Source organism: Mycobacterium paraterrae (assembly GCF_022430545.2).
Classification (GTDB): Bacteria; Actinomycetota; Actinomycetes; order Mycobacteriales; family Mycobacteriaceae; genus Mycobacterium; species Mycobacterium paraterrae.
Genome location: NZ_CP092488.2, coordinates 4,294,349 through 4,320,730, shown reverse-complemented (window position 1 = coordinate 4,320,730; position 26,382 = coordinate 4,294,349). Strand labels below are relative to the sequence as shown.

General features: G+C 65.7%; 26 protein-coding genes. 7 read left to right on the top strand and 19 right to left on the bottom strand.

Annotated features, from left to right (window positions below; all coding sequences use genetic code 11):
• The 4 genes from MKK62_RS21005 to MKK62_RS20990 form a co-directional block, all read right to left on the bottom strand.
• Nucleotides 1–1,323, bottom strand: coding sequence for an MFS transporter (locus tag MKK62_RS21005; RefSeq protein WP_240264018.1), 1,323 nt, complete (start codon nt 1,321–1,323; stop codon nt 1–3).
• A 151-nt stretch (nt 1,324–1,474) separates the two neighbouring features.
• Nucleotides 1,475–1,831, bottom strand: coding sequence for a DoxX family protein (locus MKK62_RS21000; RefSeq protein WP_240258031.1), 357 nt, complete (start codon nt 1,829–1,831; stop codon nt 1,475–1,477).
• Nucleotide 1,832: 1 nt separating this feature from the next.
• Nucleotides 1,833–2,969 (bottom strand): SPFH domain-containing protein, encoded by a 1,137-nt coding sequence (locus MKK62_RS20995; protein WP_240258032.1) that lies wholly within the window; start codon nt 2,967–2,969, stop codon nt 1,833–1,835.
• 21 nt (nt 2,970–2,990) lie between these two features.
• A complete protein-coding gene (locus tag MKK62_RS20990; protein ID WP_240258033.1) occupies nt 2,991–3,422 on the bottom strand; it encodes an NfeD family protein in 432 nt (143 codons plus the stop codon).
• A 58-nt stretch (nt 3,423–3,480) separates the two neighbouring features.
• On the opposite strand from MKK62_RS20990, the gene MKK62_RS20985 reads away from it, so the two are divergent.
• Nucleotides 3,481–4,338: an Rv1486c family protein gene (locus MKK62_RS20985; protein ID WP_240264019.1), complete on the top strand. Its 858-nt coding sequence runs from the start codon at nt 3,481–3,483 to the stop codon at nt 4,336–4,338.
• Nucleotides 4,339–4,348: 10 nt separating this feature from the next.
• Here MKK62_RS20985 and MKK62_RS20980 read toward each other — a convergent pair whose 3' ends face one another.
• From MKK62_RS20980 to fabG1, 3 genes are read right to left on the bottom strand one after another with little or no spacing between them, the layout of a single operon-like run.
• Complete coding sequence (locus MKK62_RS20980) at nt 4,349–5,359, bottom strand: ferrochelatase (RefSeq protein ID WP_240258034.1); 1,011 nt, start codon at nt 5,357–5,359, stop codon at nt 4,349–4,351.
• Nucleotides 5,360–5,365: 6 nt separating this feature from the next.
• Nucleotides 5,366–6,175, bottom strand: coding sequence for an NADH-dependent enoyl-ACP reductase InhA (inhA, locus tag MKK62_RS20975; RefSeq protein WP_240258035.1), 810 nt, complete (start codon nt 6,173–6,175; stop codon nt 5,366–5,368).
• 33 nt (nt 6,176–6,208) lie between these two features.
• Nucleotides 6,209–6,952 carry a 3-oxoacyl-ACP reductase FabG1 gene (gene fabG1 / locus MKK62_RS20970; RefSeq protein WP_240258036.1) on the bottom strand — a complete coding sequence of 248 codons (744 nt, stop codon included), beginning with the start codon at nt 6,950–6,952 and terminating at the stop codon, nt 6,209–6,211.
• 156 nt (nt 6,953–7,108) lie between these two features.
• Between fabG1 and MKK62_RS20965 the strand changes: the two genes are divergently transcribed.
• Nucleotides 7,109–7,948, top strand: a complete 840-nt coding sequence (locus MKK62_RS20965) for a type IV toxin-antitoxin system AbiEi family antitoxin (RefSeq protein WP_240258037.1) — start codon at nt 7,109–7,111, stop codon at nt 7,946–7,948.
• A 62-nt stretch (nt 7,949–8,010) separates the two neighbouring features.
• On the opposite strand, the gene MKK62_RS20960 is transcribed toward MKK62_RS20965, so the two are convergent.
• The 6 genes from MKK62_RS20960 to MKK62_RS20935 all read right to left on the bottom strand — a co-directional run bounded on the left by MKK62_RS20960 (nt 8,011) and on the right by MKK62_RS20935 (nt 14,392).
• Entirely contained in the window at nt 8,011–9,018 is a 1,008-nt protein-coding gene (locus tag MKK62_RS20960) for a VWA domain-containing protein (protein ID WP_240258038.1), read from the bottom strand.
• 46 nt (nt 9,019–9,064) lie between these two features.
• Nucleotides 9,065–9,976: a DUF58 domain-containing protein gene (locus MKK62_RS20955; RefSeq protein ID WP_434085106.1), complete on the bottom strand. Its 912-nt coding sequence runs from the start codon at nt 9,974–9,976 to the stop codon at nt 9,065–9,067.
• A 47-nt stretch (nt 9,977–10,023) separates the two neighbouring features.
• Nucleotides 10,024–11,157, bottom strand: coding sequence for a chaperone MoxR1 (gene moxR1 / locus MKK62_RS20950; protein WP_240258040.1), 1,134 nt, complete (start codon nt 11,155–11,157; stop codon nt 10,024–10,026).
• 243 nt (nt 11,158–11,400) lie between these two features.
• Complete coding sequence (ripB, locus tag MKK62_RS20945) at nt 11,401–12,123, bottom strand: NlpC/P60 family peptidoglycan endopeptidase RipB (protein ID WP_240258041.1); 723 nt, start codon at nt 12,121–12,123, stop codon at nt 11,401–11,403.
• 16 nt (nt 12,124–12,139) lie between these two features.
• Nucleotides 12,140–13,561 carry an NlpC/P60 family peptidoglycan endopeptidase RipA gene (gene ripA, locus MKK62_RS20940; RefSeq protein ID WP_240258042.1) on the bottom strand — a complete coding sequence of 474 codons (1,422 nt, stop codon included), beginning with the start codon at nt 13,559–13,561 and terminating at the stop codon, nt 12,140–12,142.
• 249 nt (nt 13,562–13,810) lie between these two features.
• The gene (locus MKK62_RS20935; RefSeq protein WP_434084975.1) at nt 13,811–14,392 is read right to left on the bottom strand and encodes an Rv1476 family membrane protein; all 582 of its coding nucleotides are present in this window, start codon (nt 14,390–14,392) and stop codon (nt 13,811–13,813) included.
• Nucleotides 14,393–14,599: 207 nt separating this feature from the next.
• Here MKK62_RS20935 and acnA point away from each other — a divergent pair, with 207 nt between their 5' ends.
• A complete protein-coding gene (gene acnA / locus MKK62_RS20930) occupies nt 14,600–17,428 on the top strand; it encodes an aconitate hydratase AcnA (protein ID WP_240258043.1) in 2,829 nt (942 codons plus the stop codon).
• Between the two features lie 11 nt (nt 17,429–17,439).
• On the top strand, nt 17,440–18,003 hold the full coding sequence (locus tag MKK62_RS20925; protein WP_240258044.1) for a TetR/AcrR family transcriptional regulator: 564 nt from the start codon (nt 17,440–17,442) through the stop codon (nt 18,001–18,003).
• A 12-nt stretch (nt 18,004–18,015) separates the two neighbouring features.
• Here the strand turns inward: MKK62_RS20925 and MKK62_RS20920 are convergent, their stop codons facing one another.
• The 4 genes from MKK62_RS20920 to trxA form a co-directional block, all read right to left on the bottom strand.
• Complete coding sequence (locus MKK62_RS20920; protein WP_240258045.1) at nt 18,016–18,207, bottom strand: helix-turn-helix domain-containing protein; 192 nt, start codon at nt 18,205–18,207, stop codon at nt 18,016–18,018.
• 113 nt (nt 18,208–18,320) lie between these two features.
• Complete coding sequence (locus tag MKK62_RS20915) at nt 18,321–19,949, bottom strand: ABC-F family ATP-binding cassette domain-containing protein (protein WP_240258046.1); 1,629 nt, start codon at nt 19,947–19,949, stop codon at nt 18,321–18,323.
• A 22-nt stretch (nt 19,950–19,971) separates the two neighbouring features.
• Complete coding sequence (locus tag MKK62_RS20910) at nt 19,972–20,775, bottom strand: enoyl-CoA hydratase (RefSeq protein ID WP_240264021.1); 804 nt, start codon at nt 20,773–20,775, stop codon at nt 19,972–19,974.
• An 87-nt stretch (nt 20,776–20,862) separates the two neighbouring features.
• Nucleotides 20,863–21,225, bottom strand: coding sequence for a thioredoxin (trxA, locus tag MKK62_RS20905; protein ID WP_240258047.1), 363 nt, complete (start codon nt 21,223–21,225; stop codon nt 20,863–20,865).
• A 101-nt stretch (nt 21,226–21,326) separates the two neighbouring features.
• On the opposite strand from trxA, the gene MKK62_RS20900 reads away from it, so the two are divergent.
• Together MKK62_RS20900 and MKK62_RS20895 are read left to right on the top strand one after the other, a co-directional pair.
• A complete protein-coding gene (locus tag MKK62_RS20900) occupies nt 21,327–22,073 on the top strand; it encodes a DUF5666 domain-containing protein (RefSeq protein WP_240258048.1) in 747 nt (248 codons plus the stop codon).
• 160 nt (nt 22,074–22,233) lie between these two features.
• Entirely contained in the window at nt 22,234–22,980 is a 747-nt protein-coding gene (locus tag MKK62_RS20895) for a DUF5666 domain-containing protein (RefSeq protein WP_240258049.1), read from the top strand.
• Here MKK62_RS20895 and MKK62_RS20890 read toward each other — a convergent pair.
• Both MKK62_RS20890 and MKK62_RS20885 read right to left on the bottom strand, forming a co-directional pair.
• Entirely contained in the window at nt 22,977–24,125 is a 1,149-nt protein-coding gene (locus tag MKK62_RS20890; RefSeq protein ID WP_240258050.1) for an acyl-CoA dehydrogenase family protein, read from the bottom strand. The two genes, MKK62_RS20895 and MKK62_RS20890, sit on opposite strands and share 4 nt — an antisense overlap.
• On the bottom strand, nt 24,122–25,615 hold the full coding sequence (locus MKK62_RS20885; RefSeq protein WP_240258051.1) for a carotenoid oxygenase family protein: 1,494 nt from the start codon (nt 25,613–25,615) through the stop codon (nt 24,122–24,124). The genes MKK62_RS20890 and MKK62_RS20885 overlap by 4 nt, the downstream gene beginning before the upstream one ends.
• A gap of 23 nt (nt 25,616–25,638) precedes the next feature.
• On the opposite strand from MKK62_RS20885, the gene MKK62_RS26475 reads away from it, so the two are divergent.
• Nucleotides 25,639–26,376: a FadR/GntR family transcriptional regulator gene (locus MKK62_RS26475; protein ID WP_286670869.1), complete on the top strand. Its 738-nt coding sequence runs from the start codon at nt 25,639–25,641 to the stop codon at nt 26,374–26,376.
• Nucleotides 26,377–26,382 lie beyond the last annotated feature (6 nt).

Genomic DNA, 26,382 nt, shown 5'->3' with positions numbered 1-26,382 from the left:
CTAGTCGCAGCCCTCCATCAATTCGCGCGCCTCCTCCTCGGTCTCGACCGTGGGCGGCGAGCCCGGTAGCCGCCGGCCGGCGACTTCGGGGGTGAAGGCCAGTGTCACCAGTCCCACCAGGCCCGCCACCATCAGCATGTACGCGGGCACCATGACGTTGCCCGTTGCGGAGACCAACGCCTGGGCGATCAGCGGAGTGGTCCCACCGAATGCCGAAATCGAGACGTTGTAGGAGATCGCCAGCGCTCCGTTGCGGACGCTGGTCGGAAACAGCGCCGGCATAGTGGCGGGCGAGGTGCTGTCGAAGCACAACTCCATCAAGCCGATCAGCAGCACACCGAGGAACAGCAACACGCGGCCGCTGCCGCTTTGCATCAACAGGAATGCGGGAATCGACGCGACGATCAAGAGAACGCACCCGGTCCGCATGATCGGTTTGATGCCGACGCGATCGGATAGCGCGGCAACGGGGACCAGCAACAAGGCCAGGATCGTCAGGGTCACCGTGATCATCGTCAGGCCCGACGTGTGGCTGACATGGACGACGACTTTCAAATAGGTGGGCAGGTACCCGGTCAGCATGTAGTCGGCGGCGTTCGACGTATACACCAGCGCCGCGCAGATCAACATGGGGCGCCACTGCTCGGCGATGGTGCGCCGGTACTGCCGCGCATCGTCGGGCTCCGGCTCGGGGGCTCCCCCGTCGTAGGCCGGAGATTCCTCGAGGCGCATCCGCATGAAAATCGCGACCAGCCCCAGCGGCGCGCTGAGCAACATCGGCACCCGCCATCCCCAGGTCAACATTTGGTGATTCGACAGCAGCGTTTGCAGGCCGGTGACGATCAGCCCCGCCGCCACGAAGCCCGCCAGGTTTCCCAGCGGCAGGAAGCCGACCACGCGTCCGCGCGAGCGATCGGGGGCTTGCTCGACGATGTAGGTCATCGCGCCGACGTACTCGCCGCCCGTCGACAAACCCTGGAACACCCGGGCGACGACTAGCAGGATCGGGGCCCAGATGCCGATGGTGTGGTAGCCCGGCAGTAGCCCGGTGCCGGTGGTGCCGATCGTCATCATCACGATGGTGATCACCAGTACCCGCTTGCGCCCGATCCGATCGCCGAGTGGGCCGAAGATCAGGCCGCCGATCGGGCGGACGACAAATGCGGCCGCCAGGGTGCTGAAGGTGGCCAGGAGGTGGACTGCGCTGACGCTGTTACCGGGGTAAAAGACTTGTGCCAGCGCCGTCGCGATGTAGCCGTAGACGCCGAAGTCGTACCACTCCATGAAGTTGCCGATGGACGCGCCTTTGAGGGACTGGCGCATCTGCTCGGGATCGGTGACCTGGATCTGGTCGCGGGTCCATCTGCGACGGCGCCGAGTCAGTCCCACACCCCGTGGTGCGGTTTTCATCAGCCGGATAGGTACCCCCAACGTGGGGCTTTAAAGCATCGTGGCTGGCAGCGGCGGCCAGGGCCTATGCCAAGTCCGGTCCCTTCACCGTCAGCACGGCATACGTCGCCAAAAACGACGCCGCCGGGATGACGTTCCCGATCTTGTCGCGGACCCGCAGATGGGCACCGACCGCCAGCACGAAATACAGCGTCAGCATGGCTGTGGTCAGCCGCGCCAGCGCGGGAAAGCGGCCGGCTGACAGCAGCCCGATGACCGACGCCGCCTTGGCCGTCGGCAGCACCCAGCGGATCTCTTCCGGAACGCCGAGCGTGTCGAGGCTTTTGGCGATCGGGGCAATCGGTATCGCACATGCCACCGCGTCGAAAGCCTGGAACGCCGCCAGCCCGGCGTAGGTTTTCGACGACGTCAGAGCGGCCATCTCACTGCTCCAGTTGGTGTCGTGGCGGCAGGATCTCCTCGACCGGCTTATGGGCGTCGGCCTCGGCCTTGGCCACCGCTTGGAGCAGCGCGGGGTCGGTTTCGGTGGAGAACCAGTCTTTGACGTCTGAGTCGTCTTCCGGCTTGGCCGGGGCGGAGTCGACGGGCGACGGCGTGAAGCGGAATGCGCCGTCGTCGCCGGGTGCTCCGAGCGACTTGTAGAAGCCTTGCAGCGCCGAACTGAAGTCGCTTGGCACCACCCACACCTTGTTGGCGCTACCTTCGGCCATCTTGGGAAGTGTCTGCAAATACTGGTAGGCCAGCATCTCCGGGGTGGGCCGACCGGCCTTGATCGCCGCGAACGTCTTCTCGATCGCCTTGGCCTGACCTTGTGCCTGCAGGTACGCGGCGGCTCTCTCACCCTGGGCGCGCAGCATGCGGGACTGCCGGTCGGCTTCGGCCGCGAGGATGGCTGCCTGCTTGGCGCCCTCGGCGGCCAGGATCTGCGACTGCTTCTCACCCTCGGCCTGCGTGATCGCGGCCTGTCGCATTCCTTCCGCGGTCAAGATCGTCGCCCGCTTCTCACGGTCGGCTTTCATCTGCTTCTCCATCGACGCCTGGATCGACGGCGGCGGGTCGATGCTGCGCAGTTCGACGCGTGCCACCCGCAGCCCCCAACGTCCGGTCGCCTCGTCCAGCACGCCGCGCAGCTGGCCGTTGATCTGGTCGCGTGAGGTCAGCGTCTGCTCGAGCGTCATGCCACCGACGACGTTGCGCAGTGTGGTGGTGGTCAGCTGCTCGACGCCCACGATGTAGTTGCTGATCTCGTAGACCGCCGCCTGCGGATTGGTGACCTGGAAGTAGACGACGGTGTCGATGTTTAGCGTCAGGTTGTCCTCGGTGATCACCGGCTGCGGCGGGAACGACACCACTCGTTCACGCAGGTCGATGCGGGCCCGGATGCGGTCGATGAACGGCACCAGCAAGGTCAGCTGTCCGCTGACTGTCCGGCTGTAGCGGCCCAGTCTTTCGACGACGGCCGCTTCCGCTTGCGGAATCAGCGCCACCGACTTCGCAACCACGATGACGGCGAACACCACCAGCACGGCGAAAAACAGCAGCCCGGCAGTTGCACCCATGCGATTCTCCTGTTTCTTGGATTACGGATTCCAGACCACCGCAGTGGCCCCATCGATATGCATGATGGTGACTTGTTCGCCGGGTTCGAACTCGTCACCGTCATTCAATGGTCTCGCGGTCCACACCTGACCGTCGATCTTGATCTGGCCCTCGTCGCGGGCCACGCGGTCGAGCACCAGCGCGCGCTTACCCTCGAGCGCTTCGATGCCCGTCGTCAAGCTCTTCGGCGGGGTCAGCCGTCGCCGCAGCGCCGGGCGGACCACCGCCAACAACAGCACCGAGACCACCAAAAACACCACGCCGTCACCCCAGAGCGGCAGGTCTGTCAGCCAACTGGAACCGGCTGCCGCCAGCGCGCCCCCACCGAGCATGAGCAGGAACATGTCGCCGGTGAGCGCTTCGGCGCCGGCCAAACCTAATGCGACGATGAGCCAGATCACGGCCGCAGACATGCCGTCAGGATATCGCGTGACCCGCCTCAGCCCCGACGAACAACTACACTGCGAAATCATGTGGTGCCCAAGCGCGACGCTCTCGGTGTGGGCCAATGCCTGGCTGGCCGGGCAGGCCGCCCCCGATGACGTCCTCGACGCGTTATCCTGTTGGGCTCCTTCGCAATCCGTTACCGCATACGACGCGGTGGCGGCCGGCCACACCGGGCTGCCCTGGCCGGACATCCACGACGCCGGCGTGGTCTTGCTGCTACAGACGCTGCGGACCGCAGCCGGACGTCCGTCAACTGGAACACCGGCGATATCGGTAGTACTGCCTATTCCTGGCGATGCCCGCGGTCTGGTACCGGGCACTCAGTTCGAGCGCGATGCAATGGCGGCCGGCGAGGCGGTGATCGTCAGTCACCCAGACGATCCCGGGATCGCAGTCGGATTGGTGCCCGAATTCGAATACGACGAATCCGACGAAGAACGCGCGATCCCTGAACTGGCAGCGCTGTCGTGGACGGTGTACTCGCTGCCGCATGTGCCGACGATCGATCACATCGACCTGGGCGAGGCCGAGTACGACTTGCGGTTGGCCGTCCGCTCGGCTGCGGACGCCCTCACCACGATCGGGCTCGGATCAGCCGGAGTCGATGTCGACGATCCCCGCGGCATGGTCGAGCAGTTGCTGGAATCCACTCGGCACCACCAGGTTCCCGATCACCCGCCCTCGCGTGCGTTGCGAGTGCTGGAGAACGCGGCACACGTCGACGCGATCATCACGGTCAGCGCGGGGCTGAGCAGGATCGGCACCCAGTCGTTGTCCGAGGCTCAGATCGCCACCGACGCGTTGCGGCCGCTGGCCGGCGTCGTGCGATCGGCGAGAATGGCTGCGCTCAGCGCGATCCTGCACGCCGCGTGGCAGCGGTGACTGCGTCCCGCTAGCCCGCGTTGTCCGCGGCGCAGTGCGGTGGACGGCACGGTTCGCCGTTGACGCCGGCCGCGCATCCGGGCACCGGGTTCGGTCCGTCCGCCCGAACCGGCGGGCGCCCGCACCGAAGTTCGTCGATCAAATCGACCGCGAGTCGGGCGAATCGCGGGTCGGCGTTAGGCGTGCTTACCCGCGCGAACGCGATACCGGCAGCATCGGTCTGTTCCCGCAATTCGGTGTCGAGATCCCACACCACTTCGATGTGATCAGCGACGAAACCGATCGGGCAGACAATCACGGCCTTGGTGCCCGAGTCGGCAAGCGCGGCAACGTGATCGGCAATGTCGGGTTCCAGCCACGGCACCTGCGGTGGGCCCGAGCGCGACTGCCAGACCACGTCGTAGTCGTCGTAGCCGGCGGCGGCCGCGACAAGGCCTGCGGCGTAACGCACTTGGCGGCTGTACAGCTTGGGACCCAGGCGGTCGTCGGCGGCGATCGGAACCGAGTGTGCGGTGAAGATCAGCCGGGCATCCGCGGGCACCATCTTCGCGGCCGCGGTGAGGTTCTCGGCGAACATCTCGACAAACAGCGGATGGTCGAAGTAGCGCCGCAGTTTGACGAGTTCGGGCGCGGTGGGGCCGGCCGCATCCCGGGCGCGGGCGAGATCCTCGGAGTACTGCGTGCACCCGGAGTAGCCACTCCACGCCGACGTGGTGAACACCGCTGCCCGCCGAACCCCGTTGTCGCGCATGGCCGCAACCGCATCCTCGACGTAAGGTTCCCAGTTGCGGTTGCCGAAATAGACCGGAATGTCCAGCTGCGCCCGCAACTGAGTGATCAGGTCGCGGTTGATCCCGTTGATCGGCGACACGCCGCCGAAGTGCAGGTAGTGCTGAGCTACGTCGTCGAGCCGTTCCGAGGGCACGTTTCGGCCGCGGGTGACGTTTTCCAGGAATGGCCGCACCTGCTCCGGCCCTTCCGGCCCGCCGAAGGACAGCAGCAGGACGGCATCGAAGTTCACTGGGTGCTACAGCAGCTGAGTGCTGGCGCCGCCGTCGGCGTAGATGATGGTCCCGGTGGTGGCCGGCAACCACTCCGACAACAGGGCGCACACCGTCTTGGCCACCGGTGTCGGATCTTTCATGTTCCAGCCGATCGGGGCCCGTTGGTCCCAGCCCTCCTCGAGCAGCTGCATCTGAGCACCCGCCTCGTCACCGAGTGCTCCGCCGACGATGGCGCTCATCGCGAGGGTCCGGATCGGTCCGGCCGCAACGAGATTGGACCGCACGCCGAACTTGCCCGCTTCACGGGCCACGAACCGGTTGACCGATTCCAGCGCGCTCTTGGCGACTGTCATCCAGTTGTACGCCGGCATGGCGCGACTCGGGTCGAAGTCCATACCCACGATCGAGCCACCGGAGTTCATGATCGGCAGCAGCGCCTTGGCCATGGAGGCGTACGAATACGCCGAAATGTGGATACCTTTCGCGACATCTTCGTAGGGCGCGTCGAAGAATGGGTTGACACCCATGCCGGTCTGCGGCATAAAGCCGATCGAGTGCACCACCCCGTCGAGCTTGTTGCCCTCGCCGATCTCGGCGATCACGCGTTCGGCCAGCGTGTCGAGGTGCTTCTCGTCTTGCACGTTGAGTTCGATCAGCGGCGCCTTTTCCGGCAGCCGGTCGGCGATCCGCTGGATCAACCGCAACCGGTCGAAACCGGTGAGCACCAACTGCGCTCCCGCCTCCTGCGCGACCTTCGCGATGTGAAACGCGATCGAGGAGTCGGTGATGATCCCGCTGACCAGGATCCGTTTGCCTTCGAGAAGTCCTGCCATGTCCGTCCTAATTCCTCAGTTCGTTCGAGCCGGTCAGTGGCCCATGCCCATGCCGCCGTCGACCGGGATGACCGCTCCGGAGATGTAGCTCGCATCCTCGGAAGCCAAAAAGCTGACCACTCCCGCGACTTCAGCGGCGGTGCCGACGCGCTTGGCGGGAATGAAGTCCAGCGCACCCTCTTGGATCCGCTCGTCCAGGGCGCGGGTCATGTCGGTGTCGATGTAGCCGGGAGCGACGACATTGGCCGTGACGTTGGCCTTGGACAACTCGCGCGAAATCGATCGGGCCATGCCGATGACGCCGGCCTTCGACGCGGCATAGTTGGCCTGGTTGCCGATGCCCCAGGTGCCCGATACCGAGCCGATGAAGATCAACCGGCCGAATCGCTTGCGCTGCATGCTCCGCGACGCGCGCTGCACCACCCGGAACGCGCCGGTGAGGTTGGCGTCGATGACCTTCTCGAAGCGCTCCTCGGTCATCCGGATGAGGAATGCGTCCGCGGAAACGCCGGCATTGGACACCACCACTTCGACGGGGCCCTGATGTTCCTCGACCGCGGTAAACGCGCGATCGACGGCCGCGCTGTCCGTTACATCGCACTCGACGCCGAACAATCCCTGGGGGGCGCCGGACCCGCGATGCGTGATCGCGACCTTGTGGCCGTCGGCTGCCAACCGCTGCGCGATGGCCAGCCCGATCCCGCGGTTTCCGCCGGTGACCAGGACCGAGCGAGAAACGAATGGGGGCTTACCGCCGTCGGTGGCTACATCAGTCACCCGGACAACCTATCGCTTGACCACGGCGTCACCGAAATCGCCCGGCGTTCACCGATTGGTCGCCGAGGGTAACGCCACGGTCCCGCTTACCGCCCAGGTCGTGCCCTGGCGTTACGCTCGCGGGCCTTGTCGGTCGGCGGCGGGACACTGCCCGCCATGGACGAGCCGTTTCTCGGCAGCGAAGCGCTGACTGCGGGCCGAGTGACCCGTTTCAAGCTGAGGCGATATTGCGTTCGGCTGCATCACGACGTATACCTCGCAAAGGGTGTCGCACTGACCCCGACCTTACGGGCCAGGGCCTGCTGGCTGCGCTCCCGGCGCCGCGGGATACTCGCCGGATTCTCCGCGTCAGCGTTACACGGCTCGCGCTGGATCAATGCCGCCTGGCCTGCGGCAATCATCGACACCAACCGCCGCCCGGTGCCCGGAATTCGGGTTTGGGAAGAACGCGTCGAGGCCGACGAGATCATCGTTCTCGACGGTATGCGCGTCACCTCTCCGGCCAGAACTGCGCTCGACATCGCCAGGCGGTACTCGCTGGGCGTGGCAGTGGCGGGAATCGATGCGCTGGCGCAGGCGGTCGAGCTGAAGCCGGCCGACATCGAACTGCTGGTGGAGCGTTACCGCGGCCGGCGTTGGATGATCCGCGCGAGGGCGGCTCTCGAGCTGATCGACGGGGGCGCACAGTCACCGCGAGAGAGCTGGTTGCGCCTGCTGCTGGTTCGCGGTGGGCTTCCAGCACCGCAAACTCAAATCCCGGTATACGACGAATTCGGTTGCTTAATGGCTTATTTGGACATGGGGTGGGAGGACGTGATGGTCGCGGTCGAGTATGACGGCGACCATCACCGAACGGATAGAGCGCAGTACGTAAGGGACATCCGGCGTCATGAAACTGTCGGACGCAGAGGGTGGATCGTCGTCCGGGTAGTCGCCGAGGACCATCCTTCGGACATTTTGCGCCGCGTGCGCGCCGCCCTGGCTGAGCGAGCGTAACGCAGCGGGTCGATCGGGCGGGCGAACAACGCCATGGCGTTACGCTCGCAACGCGCAGCGGATCAGGTCGGCAGCCGCCGGTTGATCAGCAGCGCCGCCAGGCCAGCCAGCGCCAACACCAGCGAACCCAGGCGCAGCCAACCGATGCTCGCGTCGCCTCTGATGGTCTCGTAGCCGATCTGCTGTTGCAGCGAGGCGTAGACCTGCTTGAGCTCCTGAAGGTTCGCGGCGTCGTAGTGGGTGCCGCCGGAGAGCTCGGCAACCTTCTTCATCGTGCTGTCGTCAACCGGCACCGGCTGGCGTTGACCGTTGATCTCCACGAACCCATACGGGGTGCCGAACGAGATGGTCGAAATCGGCACGCCCTGGTCCTTGGCCGTCCGCGCCGCGGTGAACGCCCCCTTGGGGTTGTCGGGGTTTGTCGGCATCGTCTCTTTACCGTCGGAGAACAACACGATGCGGGCCGGCGGCGGGGTATCGCCGCCGCCGATCACCGCACCAACGGTGGCGATCGCCTGCAGCGCGGTGAAAATACCCTCACCGGTCGCGGTCCGATCGGCGAACTGCAGCTTGTCCAGCGCAGCCTTGGTCGCGTCACGGTTGGTCGTCGGCTGGACCAGCACGGTCGACGTCCCCGCATAGGCGATCAGGCCGAGGTTGATACCGGGTGTCAGCTCACCGGCGAACTCCTTGGCCGCAACCTCCGCGGCGGCCATCCGGTTGGGCTCGACGTCGGTGGCCCGCATGGACTGGGACACGTCGATGACGAGCATCACGACGGCCCGGTTGCGCGGAATCCGGACGTCGTGGGTAGGGCCGGCCATCGCAATGGTGAACAACAGCAGCGAGGCGACCAGCAGGATCGCCGACAGGTGCCGCCAACGCGTGGGCTGTTTGGGCGCAACGCTTTCCAGCAGTTCCATGTTGGCGAAACGCAGCATCCGGCGCTGCCGGGCCAGCTGCGCGAAGACGTACAACGCGACGATCGCCGCGATCACTGCCAGGAACAGGAAGAACCATGGGTGGGCAAACCCGGACAGCGTCATCGGTCCGAGCAACGGCAATGTCATAGCAGACCCGTCTTGGTGTGGTGGCCCGACTCGTACAGGACGTAAGTCACTGGCGCCCCGCCAGTGCACCGCGCCGGCGAGATTCGACGAAACGGACGATGTCGGCGATCCAATCCCGGTCGGTGCGCAGCGAAAGGAGCGGCGCCCCGCAGCTGCGCAACGTTCGGGCCACGTCGGCGCGGTGCGCCTCTGCCGCTTTCGCGAAGTCGTCGCGCAACTGTTCGTCGATGGTGAATTCACGGGAGCGACCCGTCTCGGCGTCTTGCAGGATGACATCACCGACGTCGGGCAACTCGACGTCACGCGGATCCAGGATCTCGACGCCGAGGACCTCGTGACGCGCCGCGATCGCCCGCAGCGGGCGCATCCAGTTGATCGGCCCGAGGAAGTCGCTGATGATTACCGCCATCCCGCGGCGGCGCTCGGGACGGCGCAACGCGTCGATGGCCACCGCCAGGTCGCCTCGCACGCCCACCGGCGCCTTCGGCATCGTGGCGATCGTGCGCAACAACGTCTGCTCGTGCTGCCGCCCAGAGCGGGCCGGTACGCGAGTTACCTTCTCGCCGTTGGCAATCAGCGCACCGAGCCGGTTTCCGCCGCCGCTGTTCAAGAACGTGATGGCCGCCGCGGCCGCCACCGCCAGATCACGCTTCTCGCAGACCGCGGTGCCGAAGTCCAGGCTGGCCGACATGTCGACCACCAGCCACGTCTCGAGCTCCCGGTCGGCGATCATCTGCCGAACGTGCGGATGCGTGGTCCGCGCGGTGACCGCCCAGTCCATCCGGCGCACGTCGTCGCCCGGCTGGTACTCGCGTGACTCCCCCGGCTCCGAACCCGGACCGGGGATCAGGCCGAGGTGGTCACCGTGCAGGACACCGTCGAGCTTGCGTTTGACCGTGAGCTCGAGGGTCCGCAACGCCGCCGACAACTTGGGATCGTCGATGTTTCCGCGCTGCATGGACGGCGGACGGACTACGGGCCGCTCGGCCGCGGAGTTGGAGTCAGTCACCGACCGCTGGCCGCACCCGCGGCCTGCATCGCCGGCGGAACCGAATGGCCTTGCTGCGGAACAGCGTTGACCTGCGGCAAGCCGACGGTCTGCAGCACGCGATTGATGACGATCTCCGAAGAGATCTCGTCGGCCAACGCGTCGTAGGTCAGCACGAGGCGGTGACGCAGCACGTCGGGGATCACCTCGACGATGTCCTGCGGGATCACGTAGTCGCGACCACGCACCAGCGCCAGCGACCGCGAGGCCGCGATGATGCCCAGTGATGCACGCGGCGACGCACCGAACGAGATCCAGCTCTTCACGTCGTTCATGCCGAGCTGCTCGGGGTGACGGGTGGCCGTGACGACCCGCACCACGTAGTCGACCAGCGCATGGTGGACGAAGTTGTTCGACGCGATCTCCTGCAGCCGAATCAGGTCACCGGTGTCCAGGATCTGCTTGGGCTCTGGCGGCTTGACGCCCATCCGGTAGATGATCTCGCGCTCTTCTTCCGGCGAGGGATAGCCGACGTTGATCTTGAACAGAAAGCGGTCACGTTGCGCTTCGGGCAGCGGGTAGACGCCCTCGTGCTCGATCGGGTTCTGCGTCGCCATCACCAGGAACGGGTTGGGCAACGGATAGCTCTTGCCGCCGATAGAGACCTTGCGCTCCTGCATGACCTCCAGCAGCGCGGACTGCACCTTGGCCGGCGCACGGTTGATCTCGTCCGCAAGCAGGAAATTGGCGACGACCGGACCTAGCTCGGTGTCGAACTCCTCTTTGCCCTGCCGGTAGATACGGGTACCGATGATGTCGGTGGGTACCAGGTCAGGAGTGAACTGGATGCGCGCGAACGACCCGCCGACCACCTTGGCGAACGTCTCCACGGCCAGCGTTTTGGCGACGCCCGGCACACCCTCGAGCAGCACGTGGCCCTTGGACAGCAAGCCGACGAGCATCCGCTCGACCAGCTGGTCCTGGCCGACAATGATGCGTTTGACCTCGAAGATGGCCCGCTCCAAGGTGTGTACCTCGGCCGCCAAGCCATTGCCGCCACCACCGGGGGCCGCATGCGCAGGGGCCGTTGGTGCGCTGCCCGGACCCGGGTAACCGCTGGTGCCCGGCGGCGGCCCGCCTGCTGATGTCATCGATCACCCTCCACGGCTCTACCTTCCAGAATTCGATCGAACACGACTACTCGCGCTGCGAACGTCGCCGGGCATTGCATGCCCTGGCTCAACTATTCCAGGCGACCTGGCATCCGTCGACGTGACCCGTCCGGCGACGATGCAGCGCCTGCGGCCCGCTAGGGAGAAGCCGGGCCGTCGAACTTGCCCGGCGACGGCGCGGCGGGCGCAGCGAACTGAGACGAAGCCAGGCACACGGATCGGTCAGTACTCGATGATCCGCGTCAGGAACGGCGTCATGCCGCCCTTCCGCACCGGGCTGATGGTGACTTTGCCGGCGCTGCCCGACGCCTCCAGCATCTGCCCATTGCCTAGATAAATAGTCACGTGCTGTCCGCCGCCGGGGCCGTAGAAGATCAGGTCGCCGCGCTTGGCCTGCGAGGGCGGAATGTGACGGCCGGCGTTGTATTGGTCACCGGAGAACCGGGGCAACAGCACGCCCACCCCGGCGAAGCTGTAGCGGACCAGGCCCGAGCAGTCGAAGCCGACAACGTTGGCCCCGGAGTCGATGCCTTTGCTCGGCGAGTTCGGTGTGCCGCCGCCCCACGAGTAGGGCACACCTAGCTGTGACGAGCCACGGCGGATCACATATTCGACGGCTTGCCGGCCGTACACCCGCGGGATTCCGCTCGCACTGGTGCTGGCGGGCTTACCACCCAGGTTGATTCCAAGGCCGTTGAGGAATTGCTGTCCAAGTCCGAGAGTCGTCTGGGTGGCTTGCGCGGTCGCCTGCAGCGACTGGTTGGCCATGGCCACCGGGTCCCCTGGCGCGCCCGCGCTGATCGTGGGCGGCAGGGTGGGATCCCACGCGCCGTCCTCAGCCTGCGCTGGAGTCGCCAGCCCGATGAGCAGGCTGATGGCGGCCAGCACCGACCAGACCGCTCTGGTCCGGCGCCTGCCCCCGCAGTCCGTTGAACGTTGGCGCATAGATCCTTTCAACGCGTCAGTATTCGATGTAACGGACCACGTAGGGCGTCATACCGCTGGTGCGAACCGGCGCGACCCGCACTTTCAGGCCGACGTCGGGCGCCTCGAGCATCTGTCCCTGGCCGAGGTAAATCGTGACGTGCTGGCTACCGCCGGGGCCGTAGAAGATGACGTCACCGCGGCGCATCTGGGAGGCCGGGATCTTGCGGCCCATGTCGTACTGTGCTCCCGAGTAGTGCGGCAGCTTGATGCCGACACCGGCGAACGAGTACAGCACCAGACCGGAACAGTCGAAGCCGACGGTGCCCGAACCCGATCCGATGCCCTTGCCCGGTCCGGCGGCCGTGCCACCACCCCAGGAGTACGGCACGCCCAACTGCGACAGACCGCGCCGGATCACGTATTCGGATGCCTGCCGTCCATAGACCCGGGGGATCTTGCCGTTGGTGAAACCTGTTGGGGTGGGTGCCAATCCGAGCTGCTGTAGGAAGCTGCGGCCCATGTTGGAGGTGACCTCGGAAGAGGTCGACATCGTCCCGAGCACCTTGTTCAGGATCGCGATCGGGTCGCCCGGGACGTTGGCGCTGGGCACCATCGGCAAGGTGGGGTCCCACTCGCCATCCCAGTTGCCCCCGCTGCCCCGCGGCCGTTGCGGCGAGCCCGGTGCCGCCGGGTCCCATCGGTCGCCGGGGGACGACGCCGCCCGCTGTCCGGCATCCGGTCCGCCCGCGGATGCCGACCAATTGCGGGCGGCGTCGAGTCTGGATTGGGCCGCGTTACGTTCATCGGCCAGTCTTGTGACTTCTTGCTGTTGCTCGCCGAACTTGCGATGGACCTCGGTCAGCGCGGCCACCGCCACATTCTGGCTGGCTTGCGCGTCACCAACCGCCTTGTCCGCCTTCTGCTTTGCCGCCCGCGCCGTGGACTCCTTATTCAGCTGCTCAGTGCGGGCACGCTGCAGGTTGTCCATCACCTGCTGCGAACTGGCGGCCAGGGTTTGACCGGCGGCCGCCGTTGCGATCATGTCGTCTGGGTTCTTCGCGGTCAGATAGCTGTCCGAGGGACCGTTGACGTAACTGGCGACCGCGAAACGGTCGAATCGCTTCTGGGCGGCCGCAATTGCCGCGTCGGCGTCCCGAACCGATCGTTGGCTGGCCTCGACGTCATGCTGCGCGGTTGCGGCGTTGTCGCGGGCGGCCTCGACGTTGACGATCGCTTTGTTGACGCTTTCTTCCTCGGTCTGGATCTGCGCGTTGAGGTCTTGCAGGCGCTGATTGGCCTGCGCCACGTCGGCGATCAACTTGGCCATCGAGTCCGGGTCGGCATCGGCGAGGCCAGATGTGCCAACGAGCAGCGCCATGCTGACCACCGCCGGCCCTAGGCGGCGGCCAAGCATGGTCGCCGCTCTGTTGGACGAGCCGCGGCGGTTGCGTCTCATTCGAGTCGGGTCTCCTTGGCTCAACGCGGGGCGGATGGCGCTAGCACTTCGAGCCCCCAGTTATCGCTGGAAGCAGGAATAAACCAATGCATCCCATGCACCGTAAGTCACATCTGACCCAGTGGAAACTTATGTCACAAATTACAAGTCTGTTCTTCTGAGAATTGTGACCCTACGGTGACATCACTAATTTGCCCGCGCTCGCGGTATGAGTGTCAGCACCATCCGACACGGTGCACAGAGTGCCCGCTAGACGCTGCGATCGGCACCTTGAGGAGTCCCCTGGGCGCCGTCGGCGGACGTTGCTGCGCGCCTTGCGCGCAACTGCAGGAATCGCGTTCCGACAGCGGCGGCCAATACCCCGATCAGCACCACAATGGTGAACGACGTCCACGGAAATTGGGGCGTCTCAAGCTCGTGCAAGAAATTCTGAGCGGACAGCACCGTATTGCCGGTTTTGGCGTGGTCTTCACCGATCTCCAGCGTCGACCGAGGAAAGTGCGTGCTGTACGAGCCGACGTAGTTCGGGCTGAGCACCAGCACCGTGGCGTCGGGATGCTGGGAGCCGACGACCGTCGCGATGTCGCGAAGCGGAGTGTCGTTGGGCGGGTTGTGGTCGAGCACCACGATCTTCAAGTCGATGCCGTGGTCGTGGGCTTGGTCGATCAACTCGAGCAGGCCCGGTGTGACGGAGGGCGGCGCACTGATGTTTCCCGCCGTGACCTGATGCTGGACCACAGCAAGGCAGTCGTCGGGCTTGGTCGCCGGATCGACACCGACGGTGCCACATATCTCGCCAGGTATGTAGAGCGGCGCGTGCGGGGTGGTCACGGACGACAACCGTACCGCCTGACGACGCGCGCGTTACAGCAGCCGGTCGACTGCAAGAAGAGCACGTTTCCGAACCCAACGGAATGCAGGACAAGCGTACTGTTAGGGTTGACAGCGCGCGTCGGCACGGCCCGCCGGCGCAAAACGAGCGGCGAGACCGCGGACGCGGCGGATAAGCCCGAGCCGGGCGCAGCTGCCGCGTGACAGATGTCGGGAGTTGATGTGAGCACACAAGATTCGGTGAATTCATTCGGAGCCAAGGACACCCTGAAGGTCGGCGACGATAGTTACGAGATCTACCGCCTGGACGCGGTACCGGGCACGGAAAAGCTTCCCTACAGCCTGAAGGTGCTCGCCGAGAATCTGCTGCGCAACGAAGACGGCGCCAACATCACCAAGCAGCACATCGAAGCCATCGCGAACTGGGACCCCAACGCCGAACCCAGCATCGAAATTCAGTTCACCCCCGCGCGGGTCGTGATGCAGGACTTCACCGGCGTCCCGTGTGTGGTCGACTTGGCCACCATGCGGGAAGCCGTCGCCGATCTCGGCGGCGACCCGGAAAAGGTCAATCCGCTGGCCCCCGCCGAGCTGGTGATCGACCACTCGGTGATCCTCGACGTGTTCGGCACCGCCGACGCGTTCGAGCGCAATGTCGAGCTCGAATACCAGCGCAACGGTGAGCGCTACCAATTCCTGCGTTGGGGCCAAGGCGCATTCGACGACTTCAAGGTCGTGCCGCCGGGTACCGGCATCGTCCACCAGGTCAACATCGAGTACCTGGCCCGCACGGTGATGGTCCGCGATGGTGTCGCCTACCCCGACACCTGCGTGGGCACCGACAGCCACACCACCATGGTCAACGGGCTCGGCGTACTGGGCTGGGGCGTCGGCGGTATCGAGGCCGAGGCCGCCATGCTCGGCCAACCCGTCTCGATGCTCATCCCGCGGGTCGTCGGATTCAAGCTGACTGGTGAGATCAAGCCGGGCGTCACTGCGACCGACGTGGTGCTGACCGTCACCGACATGCTGCGCAAGCACGGCGTGGTCGGCAAGTTCGTCGAGTTCTACGGCGCCGGCGTGGCCGAGGTGCCGCTGGCCAACCGCGCCACCCTCGGCAATATGAGCCCCGAATTCGGTTCCACCGCAGCGATCTTCCCGATCGACGAAGAGACCATCAAATACCTGACCCTGACTGGGCGTACCGACGAGCAGTTGGCCCTGGTCGAGGCGTACGCCAAGCAGCAGGGCATGTGGCACGACGCCGACCGTGAACCCAAGTACTCCGAGTACCTGGAACTCGACCTGTCCACGGTGGTGCCGTCGATTGCCGGACCCAAACGCCCGCAAGACCGAATCCTGTTGTCGGAAGCCAAGGTTGCGTTCCGCAAGGACATCCATAACTACGTCGAGGAGAACCACGCCGCACCGGAAACGGCGCTCGACGAAGCGGTCGCGGAGTCGTTCCCCGCCAGCGACGCCGTGGCGCTGTCGTTCGCCGACGACGGAGCCGTCGACGCGACACCGAGCGCCGCCCAGGGCTGCGACGGCCGGCCGACCAAGCCGGTCAAGGTGAGTTCGGCGGACCGCGGTGACTTCGTCCTCGATCACGGCGCGGTCGTCGTCGCCGGCATCACGTCGTGCACCAACACGTCCAACCCGGAAGTCATGCTCGGTGCGGCGCTGTTGGCACGCAACGCCGTCGAGAAGGGACTGACCTCCAAGCCGTGGGTCAAGACCAACATGGCGCCGGGTTCGCAGGTGGTCACCGACTACTACAACAAGGCCGGCCTGTGGCCCTATTTGGAGAAGCTCGGCTTCTACCTCGGCGGCTACGGCTGCACCACCTGCATCGGCAACACCGGACCGCTGCCCGACGAAATCTCCAAGGCCGTCAACGACAACGACCTGTCGGTCACCGCGGTGCTGTCCGGCAACCGCAACTTCGAGGGTCGCATCTCCCCCGACGTGAAGATGAATTACCTGGCGTCACCGCCTCTGGTGATCGCCTACGCGATCGCGGGCACCATGGACTTCGACTTCGAGTCCGACCCGCTGGGCCAGGACCACGACGGCAACGACGTCTACCTGAAGGACATCTGGCCGACCACCGAGGAGATCCAGGAAACCATCGCGTCGTCGATCAACCGGGACATGTTCGTCAGCTCCTACGCCGACGTGTTCAAAGGCGACGACCGGTGGCGCTCACTGCCGACGCCGGAGGGCAACACCTTCGACTGGAGCGACAGCTCCACCTACGTTCGCAAGGCCCCCTACTTCGACGGCATGCCTGCCGATCCGGAGCCGGTTTCCGACATCATGGGTGCGAGAGTGCTTGCCCTGCTAGGTGATTCGGTTACCACCGACCACATTTCACCGGCGGGCAGCATCAAGCCCGGCACTCCGGCGGCGCAGTACCTCGACGAGCACGGCGTGGACCGCAAGGACTACAACTCGTTGGGATCACGGCGCGGCAATCACGAGGTGATGATCCGCGGCACGTTCGCCAACATCCGGTTGCGCAACCAGCTTCTCGACGACGTCTCAGGCGGCTACACCCGCGACTTCACTCAGGATGGCGGCCCGCAGGCGTTCATCTTCGACGCGGCGCAAAACTATGCGGCACAAGACATTCCGCTGGTCGTCCTCGGTGGCAAGGAATACGGCTCCGGCTCGTCGCGGGACTGGGCGGCCAAGGGCACCCGGTTGCTGGGCGTGCGTGCGGTGATCACCGAGTCGTTCGAACGCATCCACCGGTCCAACCTGATCGGCATGGGCGTCATCCCGCTGCAGTTCCCGGAGGGCCAGTCCGCGAAGGACCTGGGTCTGGACGGCACCGAGGTGTTCGACATCACCGGCATCGAGGAACTGAACAACGGCAAGACGCCCAAGACGGTGCACGTGAAGGCCGTCAAGGAGGACGGCGACGCAGTCGAATTCGACGCCGTAGTGCGCATCGACACTCCTGGGGAGGCCGACTACTACCGCAACGGCGGCATCTTGCAGTACGTGCTGCGCAACATGCTCAGGTCGTAGCGAGCCTCCGGGTGCCCAAGGTCAGCCAGGACCATCTGGCGGCCCGGCGCCGTCAGATCCTTGACGGCGCCCGCCGCTGCTTCGCCGAGTTCGGATACGACGGAGCAACGGTGCGCCGCCTCGAGCAGGCGATCGGTCTGTCGCGGGGTGCGATATTCCATCACTTCCGCGACAAAGACACGCTGTTCTTCGAGTTGGCCCACGAGGATGCCGAGCGGATGGCCGACGTCGCGTCGCGCGAGGGCCTGGTACAGGTGATGCGCGACATGCTGGCGGCGCCTGAGCAGTTCGACTGGCTCGCCACGCGATTGGAGATCGCGCGGAAGCTGCGGCACGACCCGGAGTTCAACAAGGAGTGGACTGACCGATCAGCGGAGTTGACGGCGGCAACGATCGAGCGCCTACGCCGGCGGAAGCTGGCCGGCCGGATTCGCGACGACGTGCCCAGCGACGTGCTGCAGTGCTACCTCGACTTGGTGCTGGACGGCTTGGTGGCCAAAGTGGCTTCCGGGGAAGACACCCGGTTGTTGAGCGCTGTCCTCGATCTGGTCGAGAGTTCGGTCCGCCAGAGCTAATTCAACGCGCGCTCAACGTGTTCGGGAGCGGTGGTTAGGGCCACCGCGACTGCGCATCGTGGTTCCGGACTCGCGCAGCATGCTGTGGATTGACCCGTACGACCTGCCCGTCGATCCCACCAGCGTCCGAATGCTGGCCCCGCCCTCGTAGGCGCTCCGCAGTTCTTGCAGCACCTGCTCGCGCGGCTTCTTCGATTTCCTCATCGGCCCCTCCCCGGTTCAACTTCGAGCCCCAGAGACACAGATTAAGAACCTGGGTGCAGCGGCGGGGCGAATTGACCAAATCCTGTGCTATAGCGCAAAGATTGGGCCAAGGGTCAGGCGAGCTCGATGAGTTCCCGGTATTCGTCGGACCAATGGTCTTCGGTTCCGTCCGGCAGCAGCACGACGCGTTGGGGGTCGAGTGCCTCGGCGGCCCCCGGGTCGTGGGTGACCAACACGACGGCGCCAGCGTAGCTGCGCAGTGCATCCAGAACTTGTTCGCGCGATGCCGGGTCGAGGTTGTTGGTCGGCTCGTCGAGCAACAGCACGTTGGCGGTGGAGGCCACCAGCCCAGCCAGTGCCAGTCGGGTCTTCTCACCGCCGGACAGCGTGCCCGCCGGTTGCTCGAGTTGGCCGCCGCTGAACATGAAGGCGCCCAGCAGGCCGCGCAACTCCTGCTCACCGGAATCGGGCGCGGCGTGGCGGATGTTCTCCCACACGCTTGCTCCGTCGTCGAGGGTGTCGTGCTCTTGCGCGAAATACCCGATCTTCAAACCATGTCCGGGCTCGATCGTTCCGGCGTCGGCTTGCTCGACACCGGCCAGCAATCGCAACAGCGTCGTCTTGCCGGCGCCGTTGAGGCCCAGTACCACCACCCGCGAACCCCGGTCGATCGCCAGATCGACGCCGGTGAAAATTTCCAGCGAGCCGTAGGTCTTCGTCAGCCCCGAGGCGGTCAAGGGCGTGCGTCCGCATGCTGAGGGACTGGGGAATTTGATCCGGGCCACCTTGTCGGCCACCCGCTCCTCGTCAAGTGCGGCCATCATCCGGTCGGCACGGCGCAGCATATTCTGTGCCGCAACGGCTTTGGTGGCTTTGGCGCCCATCTTCGCGGCCTGGGCGCGCAGTGCGTTGGCCTTCTTCTCCGCATTGGCGCGCTCCCGACGGCGGCGCTGCTCGTCGGTGGCGCGGGCGTCGAGATATTTGTGCCATCCCATGTTGTAGACATCGGCCTCACCGCGGACCGCGTCGAGAAACCAGACCCGGTTGACGACCTCGGCCAGCAGGTCGACGTTGTGGCTGATGACCACCAGCCCGCCGGTGTGGTTGCGCAGGAAGTCCCGCAGCCAGCCGATCGAGTCGGCGTCGAGGTGGTTGGTCGGCTCGTCGAGCAGGAGCGTGGTGGCCGAGCCGGCGCCGGTATCTGAAGCGGCAAACAGAATGCGCGCCAACTCCACCCGGCGCCGCTGACCGCCGGACAGGGTGCGCAACTGCTGGGTCAGCACCCGGTCGGGCAGGCCGAGGCTGGCGCAGATGCGGCCCGCCTCGCTCTCGGCGCCGTACCCGCCGAGTGCGGCGAAACGCTCCTCGAGTTGGCCGTACTTGCGGATAGCGCGGTCGCGCGCGTCGTCGTCGGCGACCTCGGCCATCAGGGCCTGCTGCTTCTCCAGATCGGTGAGCAGGGTGTCCAGACCGCGAGCCGACAACACCCGGTCGCGGGCCAGCACGTCGAGGTCGCCCTCTTTCGGATCCTGCGGTAGATAACCGATCTCGCCGGTGCGCGTCACGGCTCCGGCGTAGGGCTCCCCCTCACCTGCCAGGATGCGCAACGTCGTGGTCTTGCCGGCCCCGTTGCGCCCGACCAGCCCGATCCGGTCGCCGGGCTGAATCCGCAGGGCTGGGCCATCCGCGTAGAGAAGTGTGCGCGCACCTGCGCGGACCTCGAGGTCCGTAGCCGTGATCACGTCACTCTCCTTGGCGGATTGATTACTTGTCGTCGGTGAAAACCGGCGGGCGCTTCTCGGCGCGCGCGGCAACCGCTTCTTCGAAGTTGCCGGTGAGCAGGCGGATGAAGAGCTGTCCGAGACCTTCGGCCTGCATGTGCCCTTCCAGGCTAGCGGCGTCCAGTCCACTCCACAGTGTGCGCTTGGTCAACTCGACACCCGGCCGGGAGAACGCAGCGATCCGCTCGGCCATGTCAAAACAGGTCTCCAGGAGCAAGTCGTCGGGCACCTGTCGCGACACCAGGCCGATACGTTCGGCTTCCTCGGCATCGATGTCGCGTCCGGTGAGCATGATCTCGAAGGCCCGTGACGATCCGATGGCCCGCGGGAGCAGATAGCTCAGCCCCAGTTCGCTGGCGGTCAATCCGTTGTTGATGCCCGCCGCGCGGAAATACGCGCTCTGCCCCGCAACCCGGATGTCGGCGGCCAGCGCCAGGCATAATCCACCGCCGATGGCGGCGCCGTTGACCGCGGCGATGACGGGTTGGTGCAGCTTGCGCAGGGCCAGAATGACGTCGTCAAGGACCGCCATCGAACGCAGCGCGTAGCTGGGTCTGGTCAGGTCCTGCACATGCGGCACCGAACCGGCCGACTTGTGGTCGGCTCCAGAGGAGAAGCCTTTCCCGGCCCCGGTCAGGACCACGACTCGGACGGAGTTGTCGTGGGTGACGTTGTCCAGCACCTCTTTGAGCGGGACCATCACGTCGAACGCCATGGAGTTCATCCGCTCGGGCCGGTTCAGGGTGATCAGCGCAACGTGCGGGCGCGGGTGTTCGACGAGGACCATGCTCACCGTTGAACGTTAACGCGATAACGAAGCGCTGAGCAGAGCAGTCAGTCATTGGAAGCCAGCCCGCGCGCGGGTGGACTCAGGTCAGGCTTGCGTGCCTTCTTGTGATGCGATCGCCGCGTCGACGTCGAAGTCCTTCACCTGCTGCACTAAATCTTCTAACGCGGCCGGCGGCAAGGCGCCTGCCTGGTTGAAGATCAGCTTGCCCTTCTTGAAGGCCATCAGCGTGGGAATCGACCGGATCTGCGCGGCCGCGGCAAGCTCCTGCTCTGCCTCGGTGTCCACCTTGGCGTGCACCACGTCGGGGTGCTTCTCGGCGGAGGCGGCGAAGGTCGGCGCGAATTGGCGGCACGGCCCACACCAGGACGCCCAGAAGTCGACGAGCACGATGTCGTTGCCATTGATCGTGTCGTTGAACTGCGCGGCGGTGAGTTCTTGGGTAGTCACGAGAATGTCAACGCATGCCGCCGTCGTGGTGTTCCCCGCATCGCTTGTTAGAGCAGCGCGCGAGCGGGTACCTGATGTCAGTCCGGATCGGAGATATCGCCATGCCCGCCTCTTCGCCGTGTCCTCTGCGGACGCGAGTCCTCACGTGTCTGCTGGTCGGCGCTGCCGCCGTGACGGTCGCTGCCTGCAGCTCGTCGGACGAGCATCCCTCGAGCCCACCCCAAGCCGGCGCCAGCCAACCACCACCACCGGCGCCGAAGCCGCCCTCTCCGCCGCCGCCGCCGGTCGGCAAAGACCACGTCGAAGGCCTAGTCAGGTCGGTCTCCGGCAACACCATCCAACTCACCCAGCGGGATCGGAGTGCGGCCACGGTCGACATCACGCCGACGACGATGATCACCGAACTCAGCTCGGGCGCGCTGACCGACGTCAAGCCCGGCGATTGCGTCAACGTCAGGCCGGTGCCGCAGGGCGCCGACGGGGCGGTTACCGCGCAATCCGTCGAGATCAGCCCTTCCGTGGCGCACAGGTGTCCACCTCCACCGAATCCAGCCGGGGCCGTGTTCGGCATCGTGGACTCCGTCGCCGACAACGCGATCAAGGTCAACAGCGTCGACCCCGCAGGCCAAACCACGCACACCACAGTCACGGTGACCGACACGACGACGTACACCAAGCACGGTGTTGTCGACGCCCAGGCGATCCAGAACGGTAAGTGCATGGCGACCCAGGGAAGCCTGGCCGCTGGTGTCCTCCAGGCCACGACGATCGACCTCGAACCGTGCCCACCTATGGGTCGCCCCCATCACCATTTCCACCTGCCGTGGTTGCACCACCATCACCACTGAGACAAATCCTCCTTCCACCAGGTGTTTCTGCGTGCGATGCCGCCAACGCACAGCTGGCTCATAACTGAGCGAGGGCCGGCACCTAGCTGGCTCGCCCATGGTGATAGGCGCCGCCGGCCCGGCCGGCGCAGCGCACCCATACGTCTCGAAAGGACTGTCGATGTCTGTCATTTCCCCATCCTTCGGTATGAGCCGGCTGGCGATGGCGACGCTCACCGGCGTCACCGCACTGTCGCTCGCAGCCTGCGGAAGCTCATCGGAGACCAAGCCCGCCCCGTCGAGTAACGCCGCAAGCGCCCCCACCTCGTCGACATCGTCGGCACCGGGCAAGGGCAAGGACTGGGTGAAGGGCCTGATCGACTCGGTGTCGGGCGGCGCGATCCAGGTGACTGCCAAGTCCGGTCCGACCACGGTCGACTTCACACCGTCGACCGCGATCGCCGAGATCACCCCGGCGCAGCTGAGCGACGTCACGCCCGGCAGCTGCGTGTGGGTTCATCCCGATCGCCACGCAGACGCGCCGGCGAACGGCCCCATCGATGCCCGTGGGGTGAGCGTCAGCCCGGCGGTCGACGGGAAGTGCCCCGGGCCGACCCACCCGGCCGGCGACAAACCGCACCACCAGATCCCGCCGCATGGTCAGGTTGCCTCCGTCGCCGGCAACACCATCACGCTGAACGGGACTGACGCCCAGGGCAATCCGTCATCGACGACCGTGAACGTCACCGATACGACGAAGTACACCAAGAAGACGCCCGCGGACGCCCACGCGATCGCTCAGGGCAAGTGCCTGGTGGCCCACGGCAGCCGCGACGGTAGCGGAGCGTTGCAGGCGACCAAGATCAACATTCAGGCCGCCGAGAACGGCAGCTGCCCCGAGCACGGCGGCAAGCACCACGACCGCTAGTACGACCGTGGCAATCCGAGGCTGTGCTGGGCGATGTGGTTGAGGATCATTTCGCGACTGATCGGCACTGTCTTGAACAGCCTGACGAACTCGTACATGTTGGCCAGCGCTACTTCACGGGTGAAGCCGGCGCCGCCATGCACCTCGATCGCCTGATCGAGGCATCGGATGGCGGCGTCGGCGGCCAGGAACTTGGCCATGTTGCTGTGCTCGCCGGGGTCGGCGCCAGCGTCGAAACCGGCGGCGGCCTGGTGCGTCATCAGCCGCGCGGCCTCCAGCGCGATCTTGGCTTCCGCCAAGGGATGTGCGAGGCCCTGGTGCGCGCCGATCGGGACCTGCCACACTCGGCGCTCTCGGGCATAAGCCACGGCCTTGTCGAGCGCATAACGGCTGACGCCGTTGCAGATCGCGGCGATGATCACCCGCTCGGGATTCATCCCGTCAAACGCAACCCGCAAGCCGTTGCCCTCACCGCCGACCAGCCGGTCTGCCGGAACCACGACGTCGTCGAAGAACACCGTGAACGACTTGTCGGTTATTTCAAACGTCATCGGGATGCGATTCATCTCGATACCGGGTGTGTCGCGGTCGACGAGGAAGAGTGAAAGTTGTGCGCGCCCTTGGGCATCGGTGCCGGTACGGGTGACGACGAGCAGGGCGTCGGCCTGGTCGGCGGCGGTGATGTAGGTCTTTTGGCCGTTGATGACATACTTGTCGCCGTCGCGGCACGCTGTGGTGGCCAGCTGATGGCTGTTGGAGCCGGCGTCCGGCTCGGTGATGGCGAAAGCAATCTTCGTCGACCCCGCCGCCATCGGCGCCAGCCACTGCCGCTTCTGCTCGTCGGTCGCGTGCCTGGCCAATAGGCTGCCGACAATTCCCGGTGAGATCATCAACATGATCTGCGGACAGCCCGCCGCGGCGGCCTCCTCGGCGACGACGTTCAGCGCGCTCAATCCCATTCCGCCGCCGCCGTATTCGCCTGGCAAGTTGACGCCGACGAATCCGCCGGCGGCCAGCGCGTCCCAGAGTTCGGTGGGGTGCTGCAGGGTTTCGCTGCAGCGGGTGAAGTATTCGTTGCCGAATGCGGCGACGATGCCGTGGACCGAAGCCCGCAGCTCGGCCTCTTCGGTATCGGTGAGGGTCATCGGAAGTCCATCCAGTGTCCGTGGGGGGTGAAGCCGAGCAGAAACGGGATCTCGATCCGGCAGATCGGGCCGGCAGTGATGTCGTCGGTGTCGAAAATGGCGTATTCGCCAAGGTTTTCAGTCCACCGAGAGATCGGCACCATCAGATAGCCGTCGCCTTCGGCCGCCTCGGGGGTGCGGGGCACGAAGGTCGGCTCCATCACCAGCGACGGCCGGTCGTGCCGGAGCCGGTACCGCTGCTCGTCGCCGCTGAGGCGGTCGCGGACCACCAAGCTGTGCATGCGCATGCCCTTGCCTTTGGGGTCACCGCCGATCAGATAGCCCCATCGCTGGCCCTGTCCGTAGAAACGCTCGTCGACTTTGGGTAGCTCACAGGGCTGGTCGTCAAGCAGTTCGGATTTCACGCCGCCGGATTTCAAGTCGACCGTCCAGCGTCCGAGTGTGCTGCGCGCGAGATTGAAGAACAGCTGGACGTCTTCGCCCTCGAACCCGTCGATGTCCAAGGGGAACGGCGGGCGCTCGAAGATGGGCGCATCCAGCGTCAACGTGTCACCGTCGACGTCGGCCGCCAGGGTGTGCATCACATACTGTTGATCGATTTGTGCAGTTATCCAACGGATTTCGCCGTTTTCGACGTCGTCGCGAGGTATCAAGGCGAGCATAATCGGCAGCTCGGGGTTCCAGACCTGCACCGACAGGCCCCGCTCAATACGGTCCGGGTCGAAAGCGAATCCCTGGAACGGCAACACCATCCAGTCCTTGGTCAGCCACATGTCATGCACCTCGCTGGTGTACGGCGCATCCCACAGCTCACGGGAGGCGACTGTGCCGTCGGGTGCAACGACGTGGACGGTCACATAGGGCTGGTGGTTGCTGTAGGCCCAGCCGTACAGCGTGCCGCTGGCGTTGTCCCATTTCGGGTGGGCGGTGAAAGCGGCGTCGCCGTAGCCGGCCTTGTCGAAGATCCCTCGGGACAGCTGCGCAGACCACGGCACGACCCCACGCGTCTCGAGCGTGACGGGGTCCAACGCCACCGGCGGGCTGCCCTGCTCGCCCGATGCCAGGATCTCCCCCGCGAACGGAAAGCAATTGATGTTGTTGGTGCCCTGCGGTATACCGCGAGTGTGCTCGTCGGGTAGCGCGGCGCCGAAACCGATGTTGCGCCAATCGGTCCACTCGCCGTCGGACCACGCGAACATCCCGCGCTGATGCTTGTCCTCAAGGCAGTACTTGGGTGTGCGGACCCAGCGGTTGCGGAAGTCGGCGCGTCCGTTGTCGAAGACGAGCGCCTGGACCATGCCGTCCATCGCCAGCAATCCGTTGGCGCCCTGGCGGGTCGGTCTCTTGAAGGTCGGCCCGACCCGGTAGAAGCCGCCGGCCAGGTCTTTCGGGATCTCGCCGAAGATCGTCACACAATCCTCGACGGTCGCTTCGAATCGCATCGGGCGGAAGGCGCCGGTGAGCACGGCGCTGGCGGGCACGAACACCATAAATACTTAGTATACTAAGTCGTATGACAGTCGCAAGGCCCTCCCGCGCGCCCGACGTCGTCGCCGCAACCCTGCGCCGGCAGATTCTTTCCGGTGAACTCGCCCCCTGCGACTCGCTTCCCACCGAAAGCGAATTGATCAGCCAGCTCGGAGTGAGCCGGGAAACGGTGCGGATGGCGCTGCGGCTGCTGGACGCCGAGGGGCTCACCACCACCAGCCAGGGTCGCAGTGGCGTACGGATCCGGCATCCCGAGCCAGAGCGGGTCGCACGCTCGCTAGTGCAATTGTTCACGCTCACCGGGGCGACCTGGGGCGACTTGCTGTCCTTCCGGATCATGCTCGAGCCCGCCGCCGCCGCGCACGTCGCCCAACACGCGACCGCGGTTCAACGTGCGAGCATCGCCGCCGTGGCCGGAAACGGCATCGCGCCCGACGGTACCGGATATCACGAATTCCACGAGCTTCTGGTCCAGGCGAGCGGAAACCCCTTGCTGACAACGGTTTTGGCGGCGGTGGAACAGGCTGTCCGGTGGGCAGCGGCCGAGCAGAACATCAGCCAGTTCGATCGCGACGAAGCCGCCAAGTCGCATCGGGCGATCGCAGCCGCGATCACGGCCAAGGATTCAGTGAAGGCTCAGCGCCGCATGGAACAGCACCTTGCGGCTGCGCTACGCCACGTCGAAGCGTCGGGACTGCGTGGGGCACCGATGATTCCGCCATCCCGGTGGCGGGGCGAGAACAGCGACTTGCCCTGGCGCTGAGGCGCC

What these genes read in the sequence shown, in the direction of transcription:
- MKK62_RS20920 (WP_240258045.1), bottom strand. Translation starts at nt 18,207, where the DNA reads ATGAGGAAATCGAAGAAGCCGCGCGAGCAGGTGCTGCAAGAACTGCGG.
- MKK62_RS20985 (WP_240264019.1), top strand. Translation starts at nt 3,481, where the DNA reads ATGTGGTGCCCAAGCGCGACGCTCTCGGTGTGGGCCAATGCCTGGCTG.
- MKK62_RS20900 (WP_240258048.1), top strand. Translation starts at nt 21,327, where the DNA reads ATGCCCGCCTCTTCGCCGTGTCCTCTGCGGACGCGAGTCCTCACGTGT.
- MKK62_RS20965 (WP_240258037.1), top strand. Translation starts at nt 7,109, where the DNA reads ATGGACGAGCCGTTTCTCGGCAGCGAAGCGCTGACTGCGGGCCGAGTG.
- MKK62_RS20890 (WP_240258050.1), bottom strand. Translation starts at nt 24,125, where the DNA reads ATGACCCTCACCGATACCGAAGAGGCCGAGCTGCGGGCTTCGGTCCAC.
- ripA (WP_240258042.1), bottom strand. Translation starts at nt 13,561, where the DNA reads ATGAGACGCAACCGCCGCGGCTCGTCCAACAGAGCGGCGACCATGCTT.
- MKK62_RS20995 (WP_240258032.1), bottom strand. Translation starts at nt 2,969, where the DNA reads ATGGGTGCAACTGCCGGGCTGCTGTTTTTCGCCGTGCTGGTGGTGTTC.
- ripB (WP_240258041.1), bottom strand. Translation starts at nt 12,123, where the DNA reads ATGCGCCAACGTTCAACGGACTGCGGGGGCAGGCGCCGGACCAGAGCG.
- acnA (WP_240258043.1), top strand. Translation starts at nt 14,600, where the DNA reads ATGTCGGGAGTTGATGTGAGCACACAAGATTCGGTGAATTCATTCGGA.
- MKK62_RS21005 (WP_240264018.1), bottom strand. Translation starts at nt 1,323, where the DNA reads ATGCGCCAGTCCCTCAAAGGCGCGTCCATCGGCAACTTCATGGAGTGG.
- MKK62_RS20955 (WP_434085106.1), bottom strand. Translation starts at nt 9,976, where the DNA reads ATGCAGCGCGGAAACATCGACGATCCCAAGTTGTCGGCGGCGTTGCGG.
- inhA (WP_240258035.1), bottom strand. Translation starts at nt 6,175, where the DNA reads ATGGCAGGACTTCTCGAAGGCAAACGGATCCTGGTCAGCGGGATCATC.
- moxR1 (WP_240258040.1), bottom strand. Translation starts at nt 11,157, where the DNA reads ATGACATCAGCAGGCGGGCCGCCGCCGGGCACCAGCGGTTACCCGGGT.
- MKK62_RS20990 (WP_240258033.1), bottom strand. Translation starts at nt 3,422, where the DNA reads ATGTCTGCGGCCGTGATCTGGCTCATCGTCGCATTAGGTTTGGCCGGC.
- MKK62_RS20895 (WP_240258049.1), top strand. Translation starts at nt 22,234, where the DNA reads ATGTCTGTCATTTCCCCATCCTTCGGTATGAGCCGGCTGGCGATGGCG.
- MKK62_RS21000 (WP_240258031.1), bottom strand. Translation starts at nt 1,831, where the DNA reads ATGGCCGCTCTGACGTCGTCGAAAACCTACGCCGGGCTGGCGGCGTTC.
- MKK62_RS20960 (WP_240258038.1), bottom strand. Translation starts at nt 9,018, where the DNA reads ATGACATTGCCGTTGCTCGGACCGATGACGCTGTCCGGGTTTGCCCAC.
- MKK62_RS20885 (WP_240258051.1), bottom strand. Translation starts at nt 25,615, where the DNA reads ATGGTGTTCGTGCCCGCCAGCGCCGTGCTCACCGGCGCCTTCCGCCCG.
- MKK62_RS20910 (WP_240264021.1), bottom strand. Translation starts at nt 20,775, where the DNA reads ATGGTCCTCGTCGAACACCCGCGCCCGCACGTTGCGCTGATCACCCTG.
- MKK62_RS26475 (WP_286670869.1), top strand. Translation starts at nt 25,639, where the DNA reads ATGACAGTCGCAAGGCCCTCCCGCGCGCCCGACGTCGTCGCCGCAACC.